The 20,149-nt window shown below is 72.0% G+C and carries 16 protein-coding genes and 2 tRNA genes; 13 read left to right on the forward strand and 5 right to left on the reverse strand.

The window, feature by feature from the left end; translation table 11 throughout:
* Nucleotides 1-20: 20 nt before the first annotated feature.
* The 3 genes from dnaG to GRQ65_RS15085 all read left to right on the forward strand — a co-directional run bounded on the left by dnaG (nt 21) and on the right by GRQ65_RS15085 (nt 2,563).
* A complete protein-coding gene (gene dnaG, locus GRQ65_RS15075) occupies nt 21-1,928 on the forward strand; it encodes a DNA primase (RefSeq protein ID WP_160878805.1) in 1,908 nt (635 codons plus the stop codon).
* Between the two features lie 7 nt (nt 1,929-1,935).
* Nucleotides 1,936-2,421, forward strand: a complete 486-nt coding sequence (locus GRQ65_RS15080) for a hypothetical protein (protein ID WP_160878806.1) — start codon at nt 1,936-1,938, stop codon at nt 2,419-2,421.
* A 69-nt stretch (nt 2,422-2,490) separates the two neighbouring features.
* Nucleotides 2,491-2,563 (forward strand) — tRNA-Asn (locus tag GRQ65_RS15085).
* Nucleotides 2,564-2,619: 56 nt separating this feature from the next.
* Here the strand turns inward: GRQ65_RS15085 and GRQ65_RS15090 are convergent.
* Complete coding sequence (locus GRQ65_RS15090; protein ID WP_160878807.1) at nt 2,620-3,774, reverse strand: TDT family transporter; 1,155 nt, start codon at nt 3,772-3,774, stop codon at nt 2,620-2,622.
* A 93-nt stretch (nt 3,775-3,867) separates the two neighbouring features.
* Between GRQ65_RS15090 and GRQ65_RS15095 the strand changes: the two genes are divergently transcribed.
* A complete protein-coding gene (locus tag GRQ65_RS15095; RefSeq protein ID WP_160878808.1) occupies nt 3,868-4,758 on the forward strand; it encodes a LysR substrate-binding domain-containing protein in 891 nt (296 codons plus the stop codon).
* A 28-nt stretch (nt 4,759-4,786) separates the two neighbouring features.
* Here the strand turns inward: GRQ65_RS15095 and GRQ65_RS15100 are convergent, their stop codons facing one another.
* Both GRQ65_RS15100 and GRQ65_RS15105 read right to left on the reverse strand, forming a co-directional pair.
* Entirely contained in the window at nt 4,787-5,245 is a 459-nt protein-coding gene (locus GRQ65_RS15100) for an OsmC family protein (protein ID WP_160878809.1), read from the reverse strand.
* A gap of 93 nt (nt 5,246-5,338) precedes the next feature.
* On the reverse strand, nt 5,339-6,370 hold the full coding sequence (locus GRQ65_RS15105; RefSeq protein ID WP_160878810.1) for a zinc-binding alcohol dehydrogenase family protein: 1,032 nt from the start codon (nt 6,368-6,370) through the stop codon (nt 5,339-5,341).
* A gap of 138 nt (nt 6,371-6,508) precedes the next feature.
* Here GRQ65_RS15105 and GRQ65_RS15110 point away from each other — a divergent pair, with 138 nt between their 5' ends.
* Complete coding sequence (locus GRQ65_RS15110; protein ID WP_160878811.1) at nt 6,509-6,790, forward strand: winged helix-turn-helix transcriptional regulator; 282 nt, start codon at nt 6,509-6,511, stop codon at nt 6,788-6,790.
* A gap of 192 nt (nt 6,791-6,982) precedes the next feature.
* Here GRQ65_RS15110 and GRQ65_RS15115 read toward each other — a convergent pair.
* Nucleotides 6,983-7,059: transfer RNA gene (locus tag GRQ65_RS15115), tRNA-Ile, on the reverse strand.
* 83 nt (nt 7,060-7,142) lie between these two features.
* On the reverse strand, nt 7,143-7,523 hold the full coding sequence (locus GRQ65_RS15120) for a hypothetical protein (RefSeq protein ID WP_160878812.1): 381 nt from the start codon (nt 7,521-7,523) through the stop codon (nt 7,143-7,145).
* Between the two features lie 88 nt (nt 7,524-7,611).
* Here GRQ65_RS15120 and GRQ65_RS15125 point away from each other — a divergent pair, with 88 nt between their 5' ends.
* The 8 genes from GRQ65_RS15125 to GRQ65_RS15155 all read left to right on the forward strand — a co-directional run bounded on the left by GRQ65_RS15125 (nt 7,612) and on the right by GRQ65_RS15155 (nt 20,136).
* Entirely contained in the window at nt 7,612-7,956 is a 345-nt protein-coding gene (locus GRQ65_RS15125; RefSeq protein ID WP_160878813.1) for a YnfA family protein, read from the forward strand.
* A gap of 45 nt (nt 7,957-8,001) precedes the next feature.
* Nucleotides 8,002-8,343 (forward strand): STAS domain-containing protein, encoded by a 342-nt coding sequence (locus GRQ65_RS15130; RefSeq protein WP_160878814.1) that lies wholly within the window; start codon nt 8,002-8,004, stop codon nt 8,341-8,343.
* Nucleotides 8,340-9,191, forward strand: a complete 852-nt coding sequence (locus tag GRQ65_RS15135) for an ERCC4 domain-containing protein (RefSeq protein ID WP_160878815.1) — start codon at nt 8,340-8,342, stop codon at nt 9,189-9,191. The genes GRQ65_RS15130 and GRQ65_RS15135 overlap by 4 nt, the downstream gene beginning before the upstream one ends.
* A gap of 259 nt (nt 9,192-9,450) precedes the next feature.
* Nucleotides 9,451-10,305: a protein phosphatase 2C domain-containing protein gene (locus tag GRQ65_RS15140; protein WP_160878816.1), complete on the forward strand. Its 855-nt coding sequence runs from the start codon at nt 9,451-9,453 to the stop codon at nt 10,303-10,305.
* Between the two features lies 1 nt (nt 10,306).
* On the forward strand, nt 10,307-11,656 hold the full coding sequence (locus GRQ65_RS22185) for an FHA domain-containing protein (protein ID WP_202388156.1): 1,350 nt from the start codon (nt 10,307-10,309) through the stop codon (nt 11,654-11,656).
* Nucleotides 11,607-13,229: a serine/threonine-protein kinase gene (locus tag GRQ65_RS15145; RefSeq protein ID WP_337191758.1), complete on the forward strand. Its 1,623-nt coding sequence runs from the start codon at nt 11,607-11,609 to the stop codon at nt 13,227-13,229. The genes GRQ65_RS22185 and GRQ65_RS15145 overlap by 50 nt, the downstream gene beginning before the upstream one ends.
* Nucleotides 13,226-13,948, forward strand: coding sequence for an FHA domain-containing protein (locus tag GRQ65_RS15150; protein ID WP_160878818.1), 723 nt, complete (start codon nt 13,226-13,228; stop codon nt 13,946-13,948). The genes GRQ65_RS15145 and GRQ65_RS15150 overlap by 4 nt, the downstream gene beginning before the upstream one ends.
* A complete protein-coding gene (locus GRQ65_RS15155) occupies nt 13,945-20,136 on the forward strand; it encodes an Ig-like domain-containing protein (protein WP_160878819.1) in 6,192 nt (2,063 codons plus the stop codon). The genes GRQ65_RS15150 and GRQ65_RS15155 overlap by 4 nt, the downstream gene beginning before the upstream one ends.
* Nucleotides 20,137-20,149: the final 13 nt, after the last annotated feature.

Here is a 20,149-nt window from a genome sequence, read left to right on the forward strand (position 1 = left end):
TCCGCCCGTAGGCTGAGGGGGTGGCAGGGCGGATCCGCGAGGAGAGCATCCAGGAGGTGCGCGAGCGGTCGCCCATCGACGAGGTCGTGGGGCAGTACGTCACCCTCAAGGGCGCCGGCGGCGGCAACTTCAAGGGCCTGTGCCCCTTCCACGACGAGAAGTCGCCGTCGTTCAACGTCCGGCCCTCCCACGGCACATTCCACTGCTTCGGTTGCGGAGAGGGCGGCGACGTCATCTCGTTCGTGATGAAGCAGGACGGCCTCAGCTTCGTCGAGACGGTCGAGCGGCTCGCGGAGCGGTTCTCGGTCGAGCTCAAGCGCGAGGAGGGCGAGGGGTTCGACGACCGCCCCCGCGGGCCGGGGCGCGGCAAGCTCGTGGAGGCGCACCGCGTCGCCCAGGAGTACTACGCCGAGCAGCTCCTCACGCCCGAGGCGCAGGTGGCCCGGCAGTTCCTCAAGGAGCGCGGCTTCGACCAGGACGCCGCCGAGACCTTCGGGCTCGGCTTCGCCCCGCGCGGCGGCGAGGACCTCTTCCGCCACCTGCGCGCGCGCGGCTTCACCCAGGACGAGGTGGTGACCGCCGGGCTGGTCGCGGTCGGGCGATCGCCGTACGACCGGTTCCGCGGGCGGCTGCTGTGGCCGATCCGCGAGGCCAACGGCGACACGATCGGCTTCGGCGCGCGCCGGATCTTCGACGACGACAAGATCGAGGCGAAGTACCTCAACACCGCCGAGACCCCGATCTACAAGAAGTCCAAGGTCCTCTACGGCATCGACCTGGCCCGCAAGGAGATGGGGCTGGCCTCGCAGGCCGTCGTCGTCGAGGGCTACACCGACGTGATGGCCTGCCACCTCGCCGGGGTCAGGACGGCGGTGGCCTCCTGCGGCACGGCGTTCGGCGACGACCACGCCAAGGTGCTGCGCCGCTACATGGCCGACCACGAGGAGTTCCGCGGCGAGGTGATCTTCACCTTCGACGGTGACGCCGCCGGTCAGGCCGCCGCGATCAAGGCGTTCGGCGGCGACCAGAACTTCGTCTCCCAGACCTACGTCGCCGTCGAGCCCGACGGCCTCGACCCGTGCGACCTGCGCATCAAGCAGGGCGACGCCGCCGTCCGCGAGCTGGTCGCGCGCCGCCAGCCGCTCTACCGCTTCGTGCTGGCCAACGTCGTCTCGAAGTACGACCTCGACCGCGCCGACGGGCGCGTCGACGCCCTGCGCGAGGCCGCGCGACTGGTCTCGAGCGTGCGGGACCGGTCGAAGGTCTCGGCGTTCGCCCGCGAGATCGCCTCGATGGTCGGCGTCGAGGTGGAGGAGGCGCTCGCCGAGGTGCGCCGCGCCGCCGGACGACCCGCCCCGGGAGGTCGTGGTGCCACCGCCCCCGAGCGCGGCGCCGCGCAGGAACCGCCACCCGACGAGCCGGCCCCCGCGCGGCGGCAGCTGCCCGACCTGCGCGACCCGAAGTACACCCTGGAGCGCGAGACCCTCAAGCTCGTCATCCAGCACCCGATGGTCATCGGTCGCACCACCAGCGACCTCGCGGTCGACGACTTCACCCACCCGACGTACGCCGGGGTGTGGTCCGCCGTCGAGGCCTGCGGCGGGGTCGCCGCGGGCAGCGCCGACGCCGGCTGGTCGGGCAAGGTGCGCGACGCCGCCGGCAGCCCCGAGGTCGCCTCGGCGATCACCGAGCTCACGGTCGAGCCGCTGCGCACGCTCAAGGAGCCGGAGGCGTCCTACGTCGCGGCCCACGTGTTCGGGCTGCTCGAGCTGACCGCGCTGCGCCGGATCGCCGAGATCAAGTCCAAGCTGCAGCGCACCAACCCGATCGAGCAGGCCGAGGCGTTCAACCGGATGTTCGGCGACATCGCCGCGCTGGAGGCCTACCGGCGCCAGCTGCGCGACCTGATCGTGGGCTCGTCCAGGTGAGGCGTCGGTGAGAGGTCTGCGGCGCGGACAGCCCGACGTCGAGGTCGCGGCGGGGGAGCGGGTGCTGGCCTGGGCGACCTCGGCCGACGGTCCGGTCGCGGGCACCCGCGACGCGCTCTACCTCCCCGGCGGCACCCGCGTGCCCTGGCAGCAGGTCGAGGCCGCCGACTGGGACCTCGAGTCCGAGACGCTCACGGTCCGCGAGGTCGGCACCTGGGGCGAGCCGCGGCCGACCCACGCCGTACGCCTCGAGGAACCCGTCCGGCTCCTGCAGCTCGTGCGCGAGCGGGTCACCTCGACGGTGCTGCTGCAGCGCCACGTCGCCGTCCACGACAAGCGGGGCGTGCGCATCGTGGCGAGGCGGGCACCCTCCGGTGCACGTGAGCTGACCTGGCTGCTCGAGTACGACGCCGGGATCGACCCTGCCGACCCGCTCGTCGAGCTGGCCACCCAGGACGCCCTCGCTGCCGCTCGCGCCGAGGTCGGCGACTGACCTCGCGAGGTCCGACCCGGATTACCCGCCGGGGCGGCGGGGTTGCTAGTGTTCCCGACTGCAACACGATCCCCTGTAGCTCAACTGGCAGAGCATTCGGCTGTTAACCGGAGGGTTGTTGGTTCGAGTCCAACCGGGGGAGCCCACGTCAGAACGCCGCCGCGCACCAGCGCGGCGGCGTTCTGCTTCTCCCGCCCCTCAGGCCGGGCGCGGGTCGAGGAGCAGGCGTCCGCGGGCGACGCCGTGGACGGTCCGGACGAGCACCACGGTCCAGGCGGCGACGAGGCCGACGAGGAGCAGCCCCGTGAGCACGTCGAGCGCGACCAGACCGGTCGCCGAGGCCAGGCCGGAGGCGCCGGTGACCACCGTCCCGACCGGGAAGGTGAAGGACCACCAGGTCAGGCCGAACGGCAGCCCGGCCCGCGCGGTGCGGACCGTCAGGGCGAGGGCGAGGGCCAGCCACAGCAGGGCGAAGCCGAGGACCGGCACGCCGTAGACCAGCGTCTGGGCCCGGAAGGCGCCGGCGTACGGCGCACCGAGCACGCCGGGGGCGACCTGGCCGAGGTGGTGGGCGGCGGTCACCGACTGGCCGAGCGGGCCGAGCACGATCCAGAGGGTTGGCACCGCTCCGGCCGCGCCGAGGCCGTGGTGCAGCAGCCGCTGCCAGATCGCGGCGACCATCAGCAGGCTCGCGATCAGCGTCAGCCCGAAGAACGCGTAGCAGGCCAGCAGCATCGTCTGCTGCGCCTGCCCGGCCGGCAGGTGCGGGACGAGCAGCGCCCCGGTCGCGGCGCTGACCATCGGCGGGACGACCGGCATCAGCCAGCCGCCGAACGCCGAGTCGGGACGCACGTCGTGCGAGGTGATGGCCCGGAAGGGCACGACCACGGCGGTGGCCAGACCGAGCGCGGTGCCCACGGTCCACAGCACGGCGTCCGCGACGAGCGCCGGTCCGGTGCCGACGAGCCGGTGGCCGACCAGGACCGTGCCGGCACCGACGGTCATCAGAGCCATCGCCGGGGCGCCGTAGAAGTGCGACATCACGGGGTCGTCGAGGTGACCGCGGGCGGTCGCGGGGTGGCGCCGGTGGTGCGCGAGCGTCGCTCCGGTGACGGCGACGAGCAGTGCGACCGCGAGCAGCCACACCACCAGCGCCGCGGCGACCGCTCCGGGGAGGCGGAACGGCAGCGAGGCCAGGGCCACGGCCACGATGCCGGTGCCCATCACCGAGGCGAACCAGTTGGGGCCGACGTAGCCGAGCGCGGGCGCGCCCTCGAGGTCGCGCAGGAGCCGGGGGCGGGGTGGCGCGGTCGTCGCGAGCTCCGCCCGGGCGGCGACCTGTGTGCTGCTCATGACCCCACGATCTCGCGGCGTGGCGGGTTCGAGTACCCGTTCCTTCCTTGTGACCCCACAAGCTCGCCCTGTGGGTGGGGCTAGGGTGGTCCCGTGCCCCGCCTGCCCGAGCTCGACGCCCTGCGCCTCCTGGTCGCCGTGGCCCGGACCGGGAGCATCGGCGCGGCGGCCAAGGAGGCGGGCGTCTCGCAGCAGGCGGCGTCGCAGCGGCTGCGGACGATCGAGGCCGAGACCGGCCTCCCGCTCCTGCAGCGCGGGCCGACCGGCACGACCCTGACGCCGTCCGGACGGCTGGTGGTCGAGTGGAGCGTCGGCCTGCTCGCCCGGGCCGACGAGATGGAGGCGGCCGTCCAGACGCTGCGCGAACGTCGCTCGGACGAGCTGCACGTCTTCGCCAGCATGACCACCGCCGAGCACGTCGTCCCGCGCTGGCTCGTCCGGCTCCGTCGCGAGCGCGCGGTCAGCGCCACGATGGTCGCGACCAACACCACCGGTGTGCTCGACGCCGTGCGCCGCGGCGAGGCCGACCTCGGCTTCACCGAGGGCTCGGGCGACCTCACCGGACTGACCTCCCGGGTCGTCGGCGGCGACCAGCTCGTGCTCGTCGCCTCGACCGAGGACCCCTGGGCCGAGCGTCGCAGCCCCCTCACCGCAGCCGTCGTCAGCCGCCGACCCCTCACCAGCCGCGAGCCAGGCTCCGGGACCCGCCAGGTCGCCGAGGACGCCTTCCGGGCCGCGGGCCACCCGCTGGCCCCGCCCGAGGTCGAGCTGACCACCAACGCCGCGGTGCTCGGCGCCGTCCGCGCCGGCGGCGCACCTGCGCTCCTCAGTGCCCTCACGCTCCCCGGCACCGACGACCTGGTGGTGCTGCCCGTCCGCGGCGTCGACCTCGGTCGCGACTTCACCGCCGTGTGGCTCGGCGGCACCCGCCCGCCCGCCGGACCGGTGCGGGACCTGCTCGCCATCGCGGTGCGGGCGAGCTGACGGGGTCGGGGCCGATCCGCGCCGGGAGTCACTCGGGGAGCGGCAGCGACTTCCAGGTCGAGGTGTAGTCGAGGCCGCTGCGCCGGAAGAGCTGCGTGACGGGGCAGCGGCGCTCGAGCTCGGCGACGAACCGGTCGAACCGCTCGCCCTCGGCGTCGGTCTCGACCGTGGCCTCGACGGTCACGGCGTCGAAGTTGGCGTTGCCCTCGACCCCGCCGACGAAGACCGACGGGTCCAGGTCGCCGCGAGCGGTGAAGGTGAACTCGCCGACCCGGATGTCGAGGTCCTTGGCCACGAGCTGAGCGCTGATCTGGTTGCACGACGTCAGCGCGCCCAGGGTGTAGGCCAGGGGACTGGGCGCGGCGTCGGCGCCGCCGAAGGCCGGGTAGGTGTCGGAGCTGAAGTGGTGCTCGTGCTCGCCCTGGACGGTGACGTCCTGGGCGACGCCCGTGCCGCGGCTGGCGACGGAGAAGGGGACGGTGGGCATGCGGACCTCCGGGACGATCAAACTGGACTGTGTTGATCAACATACGCGTCAAGGCAAGGTGGAGGTGGTCGTCGATGCCCTGAGCCCCGGCCCTCAGCGACTGACGGCGATCTTGCCGATGGTGCGTCCGCCCTCGACGCGGCGGTGCGCCTCGCGCAGTTGTGCGGCGTCGATCGGGCTGAGCACCGTGGTGACGGTCGTGCGGATGCGGCCTGCGTCCACCAGGTCGGCGACCTCGTCGAGCAGGGTGTGCTGGCTGGTCATGAGGTCGCCGCCGGCCAGCGCCTTCGTGAACATCAGCTCCCAGTGGAAGGTGATGCTCTTGCTCTTCAGGAAGGCGATGTCGAGGCTCTCCGGGTCGTCGATGGCCACGATCTGGCCGAAGGGCTTCAGCACGTCGACATAGAGGTCGAGCTGGCCGGGATCGGCCACGCGCGAGGTGAACACCCAGTCGATCCCCTCCGGGGCCGCGGTCCGGACCTGCTCCAGCAGGTCACCCTCCCGGTGGTTGACCGTGACCTCGGCGCCGAGGTCCCGCACCCATTCGTCGGACTCCGCCGTCGAGCTGGTGGCGATGACGCGCACGCCGGGCAGGAGCGCTTCGGCCAGCTGCAGGACCATCGAGCCGACACCGCCGCTGGCGCCGATCAGGAGCATCGTGCCCGTGCTGGTGGAGTCGAGGCGCAGCTTGTCGAAGAGGCCCTCCCACGCCGTGATCGCGGTGAGGGGCATGGCTGCGGCCTCGGCGAAGTCGAGGGTCGAGGGCTTGCGCCCGGCGATCCGCTCGTCCACCGCGTGGAACTCCGCGTTGGTGCCGGGGCGGGCGATGCTCCCGGCGTACCAGACCTCGTCCCCGGGCGAGAAGAGGGTGACGTCCTCGCCGACCGCGACGACCGTCCCGGCCGCGTCGAAGCCGAGGATCCGCAGGTCGTCGGAGCCTCCGTCCTGCACCTTGATGTCGACCGGGTTGACCGAAACCGCCCGCACCTCCACCAGCAGGTCCCGCGAGCCGACGTCCGGGCGTGGCACCGTGACGTCGACGAGCCTGGAGGGACCGGCGACGTTCTGGCTGGGATGGAAGGCGACTGCCCTCATGGACTCGGCGTGCTCAGGCGTGGAGGTCATGACCACACCATCGTCGGTGCGCCCTGGTTACCGTCAAGGGCACCTGCTTCCTTCTGGTCACCATCGGGGGTGACCACTCGCGACCACGACGTGTGCGGACCTCGTGACGTGTACACGGCCATGTGCCCCTGTCGCGACATGCTCGACCTGTTGGCCAACAAGTGGAGCGCGCTCGCGATCGGTGCTCTCGAAGCAGGGCCACGTCGCTTCGGCCAGCTGAGGTCTCGTCTCGAGGGCATCAGCCCGAAGGTGCTCTCGAGCACCATGAAGCGCCTCGAGGATCGCGAGCTGGTCACCCGCACCGCGTACGCAGAGGTCCCACCCCGTGTGGAGTACGCCCTCACCGACCTGGGCCGGAGTGCCGCGGTCCCGCTGGCCGCCCTGCGGTCGTGGGTCGAGGAGAACACCGCCGACGGGTGAGCAGTCGGGCCGTGCGCGTCGATTCACCCGGGTGAGCGAGGTCGCCCGTGCCGTCCCCGGGAAACCGGCGGCCCTGTCCACCGCGACGGGGTGATCGTGTTCACCATGTCGCGGTGGACCCTGACCGGCGGACGACGCCCCACGGTGCCTCGTCAGGCCACGTGCCGCCTGAGCGCGGGAGGGTCACGCAGGTGGTAGGGCGGGTGGGGCTCGAACCCACGACCCAAGGATTATGAGTCCTCTGCTCTGACCGACTGAGCTACCGCCCCGTGGGAGGTCCGAGGCTATCCGCCAGAGGCACTCGTCGAGGCACGCGGGTGTGGTGAGTGCGCGAGCACCCTCGGCTCTCCCGTCAGGGGTGGAAGAACATCCGGTACCGCTGTCCCAGCTCTCGCCTGAGCCGGCGCGCGAGGTCGGCTCCGTCCGCGTCGTGGTCGCGCTCGCCGGCGTGCTCCTCCCAGGCCAGCCCCCAGCGGACGAGGTCGTCGACCAGATCGTCGCTGAGCGTCCACTCGCGGACGAGCTCGTCGCGGTCGAGGAAGAGCAGCCCGTCCTCGCCCCAGAGCGGGACGTCCGCGCCGTACTCGCCCATCAGCCGGATCACGGAGCCCTCGCGTGGAGGCGACCAGGCGTCGTCGTCCGAGGCTGCGGGCCTGGATCCGTCGGGGAGGTAGGCGAACCACCCTCGGGTGCCGTCCGGGGACATCAGCGCGTCAGGGCGGGGCTCGCTCATCCGGCCAGCCTCACCGGCCCGCCCCAGGGTGGGCAACCGAGATCGCCGGTCCGAGGTCTTGCCTAGGGCCCCTGACACACTCACCGCCATGAACGTCGCGCGGTCCCTGCTGCTGTTCGCCGTCGCCGCACTCGCCGAGATCGGCGGCGCGTGGCTGGTCTGGCAGGGCGTGCGCGAGCACCGGGGGTGGGTGTGGATCGGTGCGGGAGTGATCGCCCTGGGTGCCTACGGGTTCGTGGCGACGCTGCAGCCCGACGCGGAGTTCGGGCGCATCCTGGCGGCGTACGGCGGGGTGTTCGTCGCCGGTTCGCTGGCCTGGGGGATGGCGGTGGACGGGTTCGTGCCCGACCGGTGGGACGTCGTCGGCGCGCTGATCTGCTTGGTGGGCGTCGCGGTGATCATGTACGCGCCGAGGCCCGGGGGGACCGTCTGAAGGACGGGGAGACTGACGTCGACGTCGGAGGGGCACTGGTCAGCCATGGCGGAGCTCGAGCTGCGGACGGCCTCGGACACGGGGCAGGGCTACGACGTGGTCCTGGTGCGTGGTGACCTCGACCTGCGCTCGCACGACCAGCTGCGCGGGCTCACCGGCTCGAGTGACCTGACGGCACCGCTGCTGGTGCTGGACCTGACCGAGCTCGGGTTCCTGGACTCCGCCGGGATCGGTGCCATCGCGCTCGCGCGCCGGCAGGCCGAGGAGCGTGGGGCCGAGCTGACCCTGGTCGCGGCCTCGCCCCACGTGACGAAGGTCCTGCAGGTGACGGGGCTCGACCAGACCCTGCGGGTCTGCCCGTCCGTGGACGACGTGCAGGCACCTTGACCCCACCCGATCCGGTCGATGTCGGCCCGGTCCTGGTCGACCACCGCGAGCGCGGGAGCGGGATCCCCGAGGCGCTGGTCGCGGCGGGTCTCGGCGTCGAGGAGACCGACCTGCCGGTCGGCGACTACGTGCTCGGGCCCGGGTTGGCCGTCGAGCGCAAGGGGCCGCACGACCTCGGCTCGTCGATCCGCGACGGGCGGATCTTCGACCAGGCGGTGCGGCTGCAGTCGGCGTTCGCCCAGGCGGTGCTGCTCATCGAGGGCGAGCCGCGCGGCATCGCCGAGGACGCCTGGCGCGGGGCGGTCTGCCGGCTCGTCGAGGACGGCGTGACGGTGCTGCACAGCCTCGACGCCGAGGACAGTGCGGCCTGGATCTCACGGCTGGCCAAGCGGGCGCGGCGGGCCGCACCCACCGTCCGCACCGAGGGCCCGCGCCGGGCGCCCCGGCACCCGTCCGCGCAGGCGGAGGCGATGCTGTCGGTGGTGCCGGGCATCAGCACCGGGATGGCCCGCAGCCTCCTCACGGCCTACGGGTCCGTGGCCGCCGTCGCGGCGGCCGCGCCCGACGGGCTCCGCTCGCACCCGGGCATCGGGCGGGTGCGCGCGGATCGGCTCGCGCTCGCCCTCCACGCGGCGTACGTCGGCAGGGACGAACGCGACCCCGAGCCCGAGCGACCTGCGCGCGGCGAGCGCCCGACCCGGCGCTGGGTGCTGACCGGCGCCGGCGAGGCCGGGGGAGTCGAGTCCTACGACCGGCGCGCCATCGCCCTGCGCGCGCTGCGCTCCGCGCCCGCCGGCGCGCAGGTGGTCGACAGCCTCACCGGAGAGGTGGTGGGCGGGGAGTCGTAGTCCGTGACGAACCCGCCCTGCCAGGTCGCCCCCAAGGGCCAGGACGTCGTGGACCACCGCCTGAACCCCGCGTCTGCGTCACCTCTGCATGAAGACACGTCCCGCGACAGGTGTCATGTGTGACTAGTCGTCCTGGTCCGGAGGACTAGGTCGCCTAGTCGGATGACGTCATATTCGACGGCGGGTATTTCCGCCGCAGGGATTCGCCCGAAAGATGGGCCCCCGCAGTGCCGTCACCTCACGGGGAGCTTCATCACAGGTGCACGACGAGACACGCCCGCTGGTCGCGGGCCAGATGTGGGCGCCACCGCTCGGGCCGGTGCTCGATGCGGGCGGCGCCTCCGACGCCGGCACCCACAGGCGGACCAATGAGGACAGCTATCTCGTTGCGCCGCCCGTCTTCGTGGTGGCGGACGGCATGGGTGGTCATGCAGCCGGCGACGTCGCGAGCGGCATCGTGGTCGAGGTCTTCGACGAGCTGGTCCGAAGGGGCGCGATCGACGCCGAGAGCGTACGTGCGGGGCTGGCACGCGCGGCCGAGCTGATCGAGCAGTTGCCCGCCGGCAGCGGGCGACAAGCGCCCGGCTCGACGGTGGCGCTGGCGGCCCACGTCGAGGAGGACGGAGTGCCGTACTGGTGCCTCGCGAGCATCGGCGACTCGCGAACCTATCTGCTCGCTGATGGTCACCTCACCCAAGTGAGTCGAGACCACTCGGTGGTCCAGGAGCTGATCGACGACGGGCAGCTGACCGCTGCCGCTGCCCGGTCGCACCCGGAGCGGCACGTCATCACCCGGGCGCTGGGGGCGACCCTGTCGTCTCCCGCGGACTTCGCAATGCTCCCCGTCGAGCCTGGCACCCGACTGCTGCTGTGTTCCGACGGCGTCAGTACGCCGCTCAGCCACGCGGCGATCCTCGAGGTCGTCGGTGCAGGACAGAGCGCGCCTGAGACAGCGTCGCGGCTGGTCGCCACGGCCCTGGCCGCTGGTGGGCGGGACAACGCCACCGCGTTGGTCGTTGACGTTCGCCCCGACGGGGGGCACATCGATGACGACACCATCGAGTCCGCCTCGGCCCTCGCGAACGAACACCACCACGCCACGCGGGTGGGCTGACATGGTCACGTATCGTCCCGGCCCCGCCGTCGCGGTCGTCGTCCCCGGGAGGGTTCTCGTCGTCCGCGCGGACGCCGACGTCGACGTCCTGGCTCTGGCCGAGCGCACCACGCCCGATCTGCTCGACTCCCTGATGCGGCGCGGGCTGGCCACACTCCCCGACTTCGCCCTGGTGGAGTCTCGAGCCGGGCGCGTGCAGGTCGTGCTACGCGGCGACTGGGAGGTCCGCGTAGGGACCGAGCTCGTTTCCGGGAGGGACGCCGTGACCTGGATCGAGCGCTCCCTGGACCTCCCGATCGGCGCGACCCTCGAGGTCACCCTCGCCGAGGACGACGGCGCCGGCTCGAGCCCGTGGTGGCCCATCTCCGGGGGTGTTGTCTTGGCCGGAGCCATCCGGATGACGGGTGGCCAGTCGGGACCGCCGGCTCCAGCGCAGCCGCTCGTCGTTCGCGCGCCTGGTCCCGACGTCGAACGGAGCTCCGACGAGGCCCGCCATTCCGGTCTCGCGCCGGAGTCGGCTCCGCAGCCCGAACCCCAGCCCGAACCCCAGCCCGAACCCCAGCCCGAACCCCAGCCCGAACCCCAGCCCGAACCCCAGCCCGAACCCCAGCCCGAACCCCAGCCCGAACCCCAGCCCGAACCCCAGCCCGAACCCCAGCCCGAACCGGCCTCCGAGCCGGAGCCGGCGCCTCAGGCCGAGTTCGAGGCGGACGCCGATCGAGAGGACTCCTCGCGGGCAGACGTCACCAGGATCGACCCGGTCGGGGACACCTTCGACGACATGTTCGGGGAGACGATCGCCCGGACGGCCGAGGACGCCGCTGTCCGCGAGGACGAGGCTCCGCAGATGATCGGCGTCCCGACGTTCGGAGCCGGTGCGCCGGTCTCTGCCGCGTCGGTGCAGACCGACATCGACGACGACACCGTCGCGGGGCAAGGGCTCGCAGCCGAGCTCCGCGGACGGGCAGCCCGCTCGACCGAGCCACAGGCCGCCCCACCGGCGCCACGGCTGCACTTCTCACACGGGGCCGTGGTCGAGGTGAGGAGCCTCGTCGTGGTTGGCCGCAAGCCCAGCGCCCAGCACTCGGTCGGTGTCCCGCCCCAACTGGTTCCGGTCTCGAGTCCGCACGGCTACGTCTCGAGCACTCACCTGCGTTTCTCCGTCGAGGACGAGCACCTGCTGGTCGAGGACGTGTCGCGCAACGGGACGCTCCTGGAGCGAACAGGGTCGGACGAGGAGCCGCAGCGGCTGCCGGCACGCCAACTCTTCCCGCTCCTCGACGGACACAAGCTGATCTTGGGTGACGACGTCACGATCACCGTCGCTCTGGCAGGAGTTGCCCGTGGCTAGGCGTGCGCCGTCGGCGCCGCCGCAGATCGCGGGGCTGGTCCACAGGTCGCTGATCGGCTCGGGCGGGTTCGCCGACGTCTTCCTCTGCACGGAGTCGGCCCTGGGCCGCGACGTCGCGGTGAAGGTGCTGGCTCAGCCGCCGAGCGCTGAGGAGGAGGCGGCCTTCCGTGCGGAGGCCAACGTGATGGCCCAACTGTCGTCACACGGGTCGATCGTGCAGATCTTCCAGGTCGGCACCGCGACGGACGGCCGCCCCTACATGTCGATGGAGCTCTGCCCCGGCCCGAGCTTCGCCGAGCGCTACCGGAGCGCGGCCTTCGAGGTCCCCGAGGCGCTCGAAGCCGGGGTGCGCATCTGTGCCGCCGTCGAGACCGCCCACCGCGCGGGGATCATCCACCGCGACATCAAGCCCGGCAACATCTTGTCGACGGCGTTCGGTGACCCGAAGCTCGCGGACTTCGGGATCTCGCGCGTACTGGCCGAGCCCGGTGACTCGGCCATCGGCTTCTCGGTCCCCTGGTCACCGCCCGAGGTGGTCGGCGAGGACGGCACCGTCGACACGCGGTCGGACGTGTGGTCCCTCGGCGCCACCCTCTACACGGTGCTGGCCGGTCGTTCGCCGTTCGAGGTGCCTGGAGCGGCGAACGACGCGGCTGCCCTCATCTCCCGGATCCTGCACAGTCCTCTCGCCCCGATCGGTCGACCGATCGTGCCCGCGTCGCTCGATCGGGTCCTGGCCAAGGCCATGACGAAGCGGATCGATGGACGTCCGGCCAGTGCCATGGCACTCGCGCGATCGCTGCAGGAGGTGCAGCTCGAGCTCCACCTGCCCGCGACGCGCATCGACGTCCTCGACGCGTCCCGGCCGTCGGCCTCTGCGTCCGCTGACGACGACGACGACGACCCAGGCACCTCTGTCCGGCCGATCACTGTCATCGACCTCGCCGTCCCGTCTGTCGTTCCGCCCGCCCCGCCGCGCCCTGCGGCGGGAGATCTCACCTTGTCCAAGCCGGTGCGTGCTGTGACGACGTCGCAACCACGGTTCGAGGCCGCAGCGGGACCGTTGCCCGAGGATGCGGCCCCTGCCGGCACCGCCGCGTCTCAGCTCGAACCGATCCCCGAGCCGCCCGGAACCCCTCGCGGCCGCAGACCGCTCGCGTGGGTGGTGGGTGCGGCGATCGTGGTCCTCGCTGGTGTCGGCGCGGTCTCGCTGCTCGGGGGTGGCGACGGTGGAGACCAAGAGGTGCCGACGGCGCGCCTCGATGGCGGCAGCACACAGGCGCCGCCGTCAGACACCGTGGTGATCCCGGCCCCCATGACGCCCACCGAGGTGACGGGGACGCTCAACGGCAGGACCGCCAGGTTCACGTGGAGCCAGACCGACCCGCAACCTGGCGACACCTTCCGCTGGACGCTCGCGGGTGACGGTGGGCAGCCTGCCTACACCTTGGTGGACTCGGCGGGCGCGCAGGTCGACGTGCCACCGGGCCGGCGTGCCTGCATCGTCGTCACGACGGTGCGATCCGGACAGCAGTCGGCGCCGTCGCCGCTCAGTTGCGCGGCGGGCTCGTGACCGGGCTCACGGTGGAGTACTGCGGCGAGGTGCACACGCTGTCCCCGGGCGACAGCTTCAGCATCGGCCGGGACGCCGACCTGGCCGTCGACGACAACCCCTTCCTGCACCGGCGCCTGATCCAGCTCACCCACGAGTCCGGATTCTGGTGGATCTCCAACGTCGGCTCGCGGCTGGCGGTCACCGTCAGCGGGGGCGCCGGCTCACTGCAGGCATGGGTCGCGCCCGGGACACGAATGCCGCTCGTGCTGGCCCGCGTCGCCGTTCTCTTCACGGCTGCGGCCACCACCTACGAGCTCGAGCTGACCCAGGACGTCCACGCCGCGGGGACGGTCTTCGACGTCGCGGATCCCGAGACAGAGGAAGCGGCGGGCGATGCCACTCTGGGCGCGGTCGACCTGACCCCGTCGCAGCTGCTGCTGCTCGTCGCGCTCGCCGAGGGTGTCCTGCGTCGGACCGGCACCGGCGCTATCGAGTTGCCGACGAACGCTGCCGCGGCGTCCCGGCTGGGCTGGTCGCTCACCACCTTCAACCGCAAGCTCGACAACGTCTGCGACAAGTACGACCGCGCCGGTGTCAAAGGGCTGCGCGGGGGACGGGACGGGCTCGCCACGTCTCGGCGGGCGCGGTTGGTCGAGTACGCCGTGGCCGCCCGCATCGTCCGCCCAGAGCACCTAGCCGACCTCGACACCCCCCGTCAGCAGGAGGTCACGCCATGAGTCCGTTCGCGCCCGTCGCACGGGTCCTGGGCACGCTTCGCAGACCGGCGCTGCGCCGCGTCGCGTCGGCGACCACCCTGGCCGCTGTCACCACGACCCTGGTGGTTCTCGCCGTCCGAGCAGACGGCACCCCCGTCTCCGAGGTCGATCTGAACGACGGCGGCGTCTGGGTCACGAACCAGTCCGGCGCCTCCGCTCCCATGATCGGCCGCTTGAACCGCCAGGTGTCCGAGCTCGACCTCGGCGTGGTGGCACCCGGCAGTAGGTTCGACGTCTTCCAGACCGAGACGACCGTGCTGGCCGATGTGTCCCCCTTCGACCCGCTGGACGGCGTCGAACCCGACCTGGAGCTGCGCCAGATCGTCCCGATCGACGTCGCGAGCGGCACGCTCCGCGACGCGGTGGAGCTGACGCCCACCACGATGGCCCGGTACGGCGGCCGTGTCGTCGCGCTCGTCGACACGAAGGGCGGCAGCGCCTGGGTGCGTTCGGTCGACAACCTGGCCGGCTTCAGCCAGCAGGCGACCGACCCGGACCTGGAGCTCGGCACGGGAGGCCGCTTCGCGGTCCAACCGGACGGTGTCGTCCTGGCGCTCGACCCGCAGGACGCCGAGCTCACGCAGGGCGAGGTGGGCGTCGACGGGGTCGTCACGCTCGAGACGCCCATCGGTCTCGGTGAGCCGCTCTCAGCGGAGAGCGACCTCACCGCTGTGGGTGGACACGGGTTCGTCTTCGACCGCGCTGCGGGGTCGCTGGTCACCGGGCCCTCGACCCGCGTCGATGTCGAGGAGCCCGCGGGGCTCACTTTGCAACAGCCGGCGGCGCGCGGCGATCGTGCCTACGTCGCGACGAACGCCGGCCTCTACACCGTCGACGCCGGCGGGGAGAGCCTGAAGCGGGTCGACACCGGGGTGCTGGACGGGGGTCCCGCCGCGCCGGTGGTCGACAACGGCTGCGTCTACGCCGCCTGGGCCGATCCAGACGTCAACGGGTTCTACCGCGACTGCGATGGCTCCGTCACCCGGTTGCCCATTCCCGGGGTGGCCGAGAACGCCCGGCTGGTGTTCCGCACCAACCGCGGGTACACGGTGCTGAACGACGTGGCCAGCGGCGCGGCGTGGATGATCGAGGACGGCACGCTCGAGAAGATCCAGAACTGGACGGACATCGACCCTCGTATCGAGGACCGGACCGAACGTCGTGAGCAGATCGACACGACCGAGCGCACCGAGGAGAACCACGACCCCGACGCGCGGGACGACGATCTGGGTGCTCGTGCCGGGCAGCCGACGGTCCTGCCCGTCACCTCCAACGACCGCGATCCCGACGGCGACGTCCTGACGGTCGCCACCGTGAAGAGCATCGGCGGGGTGGCCCCGCAGATCCCGGTGCAGGTCGTCGGGAGCGGCACCCAGCTGCAGGTCCAGTTCCCGGCGGACGCGGCCGGACAGACGGCGCAGCTCAACTACACCGTCTCCGACGGCCGTCAGGGCGAGGACGAGGCGACCGTGACGGTCCGCATCAGGTCCGCGGAGGAGAACACCGCGCCGCAGCCGCTCGACCCGGACGTCGCTCTCTCGGCCGACGTCTCCCGAGGCGCGTCGGTCCAGGCCTACGTGCTGCCGGCGTTCGTCGACCCCGAGGGTGACGATCTCGTCCTCGACGACGCGCGGATCGATCCCAGCCAGGGCGAGGTCGACTTCCGCAGCGACGGGACGCTGACCTTCCACGACTCCGGCAGCTCGACAGGGATCAAGAACGTCAGCCTCTCGATCAGCGACGGGCGGCTGGCCTACGCCGCGACGCTCCCGGTGACGGTGACCGCGGGCAAGGCCCTCCCGGCCCTGGTCGCCGACCACGTGACGGTCACCGCTGGTCAGGCGACGACCGTGGAGCCACTGCGCAATGACGCGAGTCCGGACGGGTCGAGCCTCGGCCTGGCCTCCGTCGGGAAGCAGCCGGGGATCCAGCTCACCCGGCGCCCTGACGGTCAGTCCTTCACCCTCGTCGCGACCGGGGTCCAGAGCTACTACCTGCCCTACAAGGCCTACAACGACTCCGGCACCGCAGAGTCCTTCATCCGTGTCGACGTGCTGAACGACGCCACGGAGAACCGCCCGCCGACGGCGGTCAAGGACCAGGCAGTCCTCACCGGGGGTGGATCGGTCCTCGTGGATGTCCTCGCCAACGACTTCGACCCCGACGGCGACGTGCTCGTGGTCCCGGAGGTGTCCGCCCCCCAGGGCATCAAGGCGTCCCTGGTCGACAAGCACATGCTCCGCATCCAGACGACCCGCGAGCTCACCGGCGTCGAGCGGATCGACTACGTGGTCTCCGACGGTCTGGCGTCCTCCACCGGGTCGGTCAGTGTGATCGCCCGCGACGAGGCCGGTCGCAACCGGGCTCCACAGGCCGTCGACGACCGGGTGCGGATCCGGGCCGGCGCGGTCGGCACCGTGGCGGTCTTGGCGAACGACAGCGACCCCGACGGCGACGCCCTCTCGCTCCTGCAGTCCGAGCTGGTCGTGCCGGACCAGTCGATGATCGCCTTCGTGTCGGGCCGCCAGGTGCGGCTGCGTGCCCCGGAGGAGCCCGGCCAGTACCAGCTCCAGTACGGCGTGCGCGACCCGGGCGGCCGAGGGCACTCGGCCACCGTGCGGATCAAGGTGCTGCCCGACACCGCGGTCGATAACTCGCCGCCCAACCCGGAGCCGATCCAGGCCCGCGCCATCTCGGAGCAGACGACCAGGGTGCAGATCCGCACGGCGGGCTCGGACCCCGACGGTGACGCCGTGAGCCTGAAGGGGATCGCGCGGGCCCCGCAGAAGGGCCGCATCGTGCAGTCCGGCCTCGACTGGTTCTCCTACGAGTCCTTCCCGGACAGCTTCGGCACGGACGTCTTCCAGGTCACCGTCGCCGACAAGTACGGCGCCGAGGCGATCGTCGATGTGCGCATCGGCATCGCCCCCCGAGCCGCCGACAACCAGGCTCCCGTTGCCTTCGACGACGACCTCGTCGTGCGACCCGATCGCACCATCGAGTACGGCGTCCTGGCCAACGACGTGGACGTGGACGGCGACGCGCTGAGCGTGGCCGCGGACCTCGAGGCTCCCGCGGGCGTGGACGCCTCGGTGCGAGACGGTCTGGTGACCGTGCCGGCGCCGAAGCCGGACGGGACCGGCGTGGCCCGGACCTCCGTGGGCTACACGGTGGCCGACGGCCTCGGCGGTACGGACACGGCGTACCTCACCGTCACCGCGGACGAGTCGGCGCCGCTCTACGCTCCCATCACCCGAGACGACGCCGCCGACCTGGCCGAGATCGCGGGCAAGAAGCCGGGCGACACCGTCTCGGTCGACGTGCTCCGCAACGACGGGGACATCGACGGTGCGCGCTCGGAGCTGAGCATCCAGACCCTGGACCCGACGGTCAGCCGGGTGCGCAGGGGTGAGATCGAGGTGACCCTCGCCGCGAGCGATCAGGTGCTCGCCTACCAGGTCACCGACGCGGACGGCCAGTTCTCCTACGGCTTCCTCTTCGTCGGTGGGACGGACACGGTGCCGCCGGTGCTGGACCCGGGCGCGGCTCTCCCGGTGGAGGTGGTCTCGGGCAGCTCGGTGCAGCTCCCTCTCGCCGACTACGTCCTCGTGCGGGCCGGGCGCCAGCCTCGCCTGACCACGGCCGGCGAGGTCGAGGCCAACAAGTCGGACAGCTCGAAGCTGGTCGTGGACCCCGCCACCCTGCGGTTCGCAGCCGAGCCGGGCTACGTGGGCGCGGCGGCGATCATCGCCGAGGTGACCGACGGCAACGGCGTCGAGGGGGCCTACCTCGATGATCCCACCCGCTTGACCTCGCGGCTCACGATCCCGATCGAGGTCCTGCCCGCCGACAACCTTCCCCCGACGATGCGCAGCGGGGTGCTGACCGTCGACGGGAGCGGCGAATCGACCACCACGGTCGACCTGGCGAACTTCGCCGACGACCCGAACGCCGAGGACCGTGAGGGGCTCAGCTTCGCTGCTGTGGGCGGAGGCGACGACCTTGAGATCTCGCAGGACGGCTCGGTCCTCGAGGTCACCGGCACCGGGGCGGCCCGGACGCCCCGCAAGCCCGTCGTCGTGACGACGACCGTGACCGACCCGGGGGGCCTCAGCGCGACCGGGACGCTCAAGGTGCGGGTGCTCCCCACGACGCGTCCTCTGGTGACCGTTCGTCCCATCGAGCGCGACGCTCAGCAGGGTGACACCGTCACTGTCGACGTCGCCGACTACGCCACCAACCCGATCCCCGGTGAGCCGCTGCGAGTGACCGGCGTCGGTGTCGACTCGAGTGAGGGTCCTCAGCCCGCTGTCTCCTCGAAGGGCTCCGAGGTCGTGATCCGCACCGACCCGTCGATGTCCGGCACCGCCGTCGTCCGCTTCCAGGTCAACGACGGACTCGGCGACCCCGCCCGCGCGGTGGCGGGGCTCATCCGCGTGACCGTGACCGGTCCGCCGGAGGCCCCGTCACGACCCACGGTCACGGGGGTCTCCTCCGGCACCGCGACCCTCTCGTGGCGCGAGCCCGTCGACAACGGCTCGCCCGTCACGTCGTACGAGATCCGCGGAAGTCGTGGCTACAGCCGCACCTGCCCACTCACCTCCTGCACCCTCGACGACCTGCAGAACGGGCAGGAGTACGCGTTCAACGTCACTGCCGTGAACGACGTCGGGCGCAGCGAGCCGAGCCCGGACTCCGAGGCCGTGGTCCCGGACGAGGTGCCGGGTGACGTCCCGGGGCTGACCGTGGTGCCGACGAAGAAGGACGGTGAGCTGCAGCTGACCTGGGGCGACCCCGTCAACGAGGGTTCCGAGGTGGAGCGGTTCGAGCTGCGGTCCCGCGGCGGGGCGACCCCCCAGTCGTTGCCGCGCGGGTCCCACGCCTACACCTGGGCGGGGTTGTCGAACACCACGCAGTACTCCTTCTCGATCCGTGCGGTCAACGCCGAAGGGCCGGGGGAGTGGTCGGCTCAGACCGAGGCGGTCAACCCCTTCGGGCCGCCGAAGCCGTCGGCCTCCGCGCCCCAGGGCGCGACCCAGAACGACGGACAGCTCGGTGGATCGGTCACCGTCGAGTGGGAGGCGGCCGACGACAACGGCAACCCGGTGACGGGTTACGACGTCGAGGTCTACGAGGACGGCAAGCTGACGCGCACGGTCCCCCAGCCGGCGACTGCTCGGTCACTGCCGCTGAACGCGAGCAACGGTGTCGGCTACTCGTTCCGGGTGCGGGCCTCCAACGCAGCCGGTCCCGGTGAGTGGACGGGCACGTCGGCGCCGGTCACGCCGTACGGCAGAGCCACCGAGCCCCGCAACGCCAAGGCCGCCGACCAGGACCAGAAGGCTCAGCTCACCTGGGACCCGCCGGCCGACCTGCGAGGGACCACGCTCGACCACTACGAGGTCACCGGCCCGAGCGGTACGAGGAGCACGACCAGCCCCTCGCTCGTCTACGACTTCGGGGCGAACGCCGGTCCTTACGCGGTCACCATCGTGCCGATCACGAAGGCACCGGACGGGTCCAAGCTGGTGACGGGTGATGCGACCCGGGTCGAGGGCATCAGGCCCTTCGGCAAGCCGAGCGACCCCACCGTCCAGGTGAACCAGAACGGCGTGTCCGGGACGTTCAGCTGGAACTCGGCGGCCTCGGCCAACGGGCGCCCGATCGCCAAGACCGTCATCACCGTCGACGGCAGCTCCAGGACCGTCAGTGGGCCCGACAGCGGCAGCGTCGTCGTGTCCGGCGACGGGGGAGAGCGCCACACCGTGTCGGTCGAGGTCGTGGCAGAAGCGGGTGGCCAGAGCTCCGCAGGGACGTCGTTCACCGCGCCCGGGACCAACTTCACGGTGTCCAAGGGAGGGGCTACGACGACCGGATACTGCACCGCCGCCAGCTGCGCAACGATCGTGGTCGACCTGGTCGGACTCCGCCCCGGCAGCTACACGATGTTCTACAACACCGACTGCAACACCCAGAACAGGTCCGCCTGCCTCGGCGGCAACAACGGCGGCGCCGCGCACTACCAGCAGGAGCAGGTCAACGTCGGCGAGAGCGGGTCCGTGCACTTCGCTGGGCGCGCCTTCGGTTATCCCGGGGCCGCGGTGTGGATCGACATCAACGGCCGCGACTCGAACCGGATCACCTGGTGACCAGCACTCGCAC

Origin of the sequence: Nocardioides flavescens (genome assembly GCF_009823805.1) — a bacterium.
GTDB classification, from domain to species: domain Bacteria; phylum Actinomycetota; class Actinomycetes; order Propionibacteriales; family Nocardioidaceae; genus Nocardioides; species Nocardioides flavescens.

Coding starts and splice junctions, on each gene's coding strand:
- GRQ65_RS15090 (WP_160878807.1), bottom strand. CDS start 3,774: ATGAGCAGCACACAGGTCGCCGCCCGGGCGGAGCTCGCGACGACCGCG.
- GRQ65_RS15100 (WP_160878809.1), bottom strand. CDS start 5,245: ATGCCCACCGTCCCCTTCTCCGTCGCCAGCCGCGGCACGGGCGTCGCC.
- GRQ65_RS15105 (WP_160878810.1), bottom strand. CDS start 6,370: ATGACCTCCACGCCTGAGCACGCCGAGTCCATGAGGGCAGTCGCCTTC.
- GRQ65_RS15110 (WP_160878811.1), top strand. CDS start 6,509: ATGCTCGACCTGTTGGCCAACAAGTGGAGCGCGCTCGCGATCGGTGCT.
- GRQ65_RS15120 (WP_160878812.1), bottom strand. CDS start 7,523: ATGAGCGAGCCCCGCCCTGACGCGCTGATGTCCCCGGACGGCACCCGA.
- GRQ65_RS15125 (WP_160878813.1), top strand. CDS start 7,612: ATGAACGTCGCGCGGTCCCTGCTGCTGTTCGCCGTCGCCGCACTCGCC.
- GRQ65_RS15130 (WP_160878814.1), top strand. CDS start 8,002: ATGGCGGAGCTCGAGCTGCGGACGGCCTCGGACACGGGGCAGGGCTAC.
- GRQ65_RS22185 (WP_202388156.1), top strand. CDS start 10,307: ATGGTCACGTATCGTCCCGGCCCCGCCGTCGCGGTCGTCGTCCCCGGG.
- GRQ65_RS15155 (WP_160878819.1), top strand. CDS start 13,945: ATGAGTCCGTTCGCGCCCGTCGCACGGGTCCTGGGCACGCTTCGCAGA.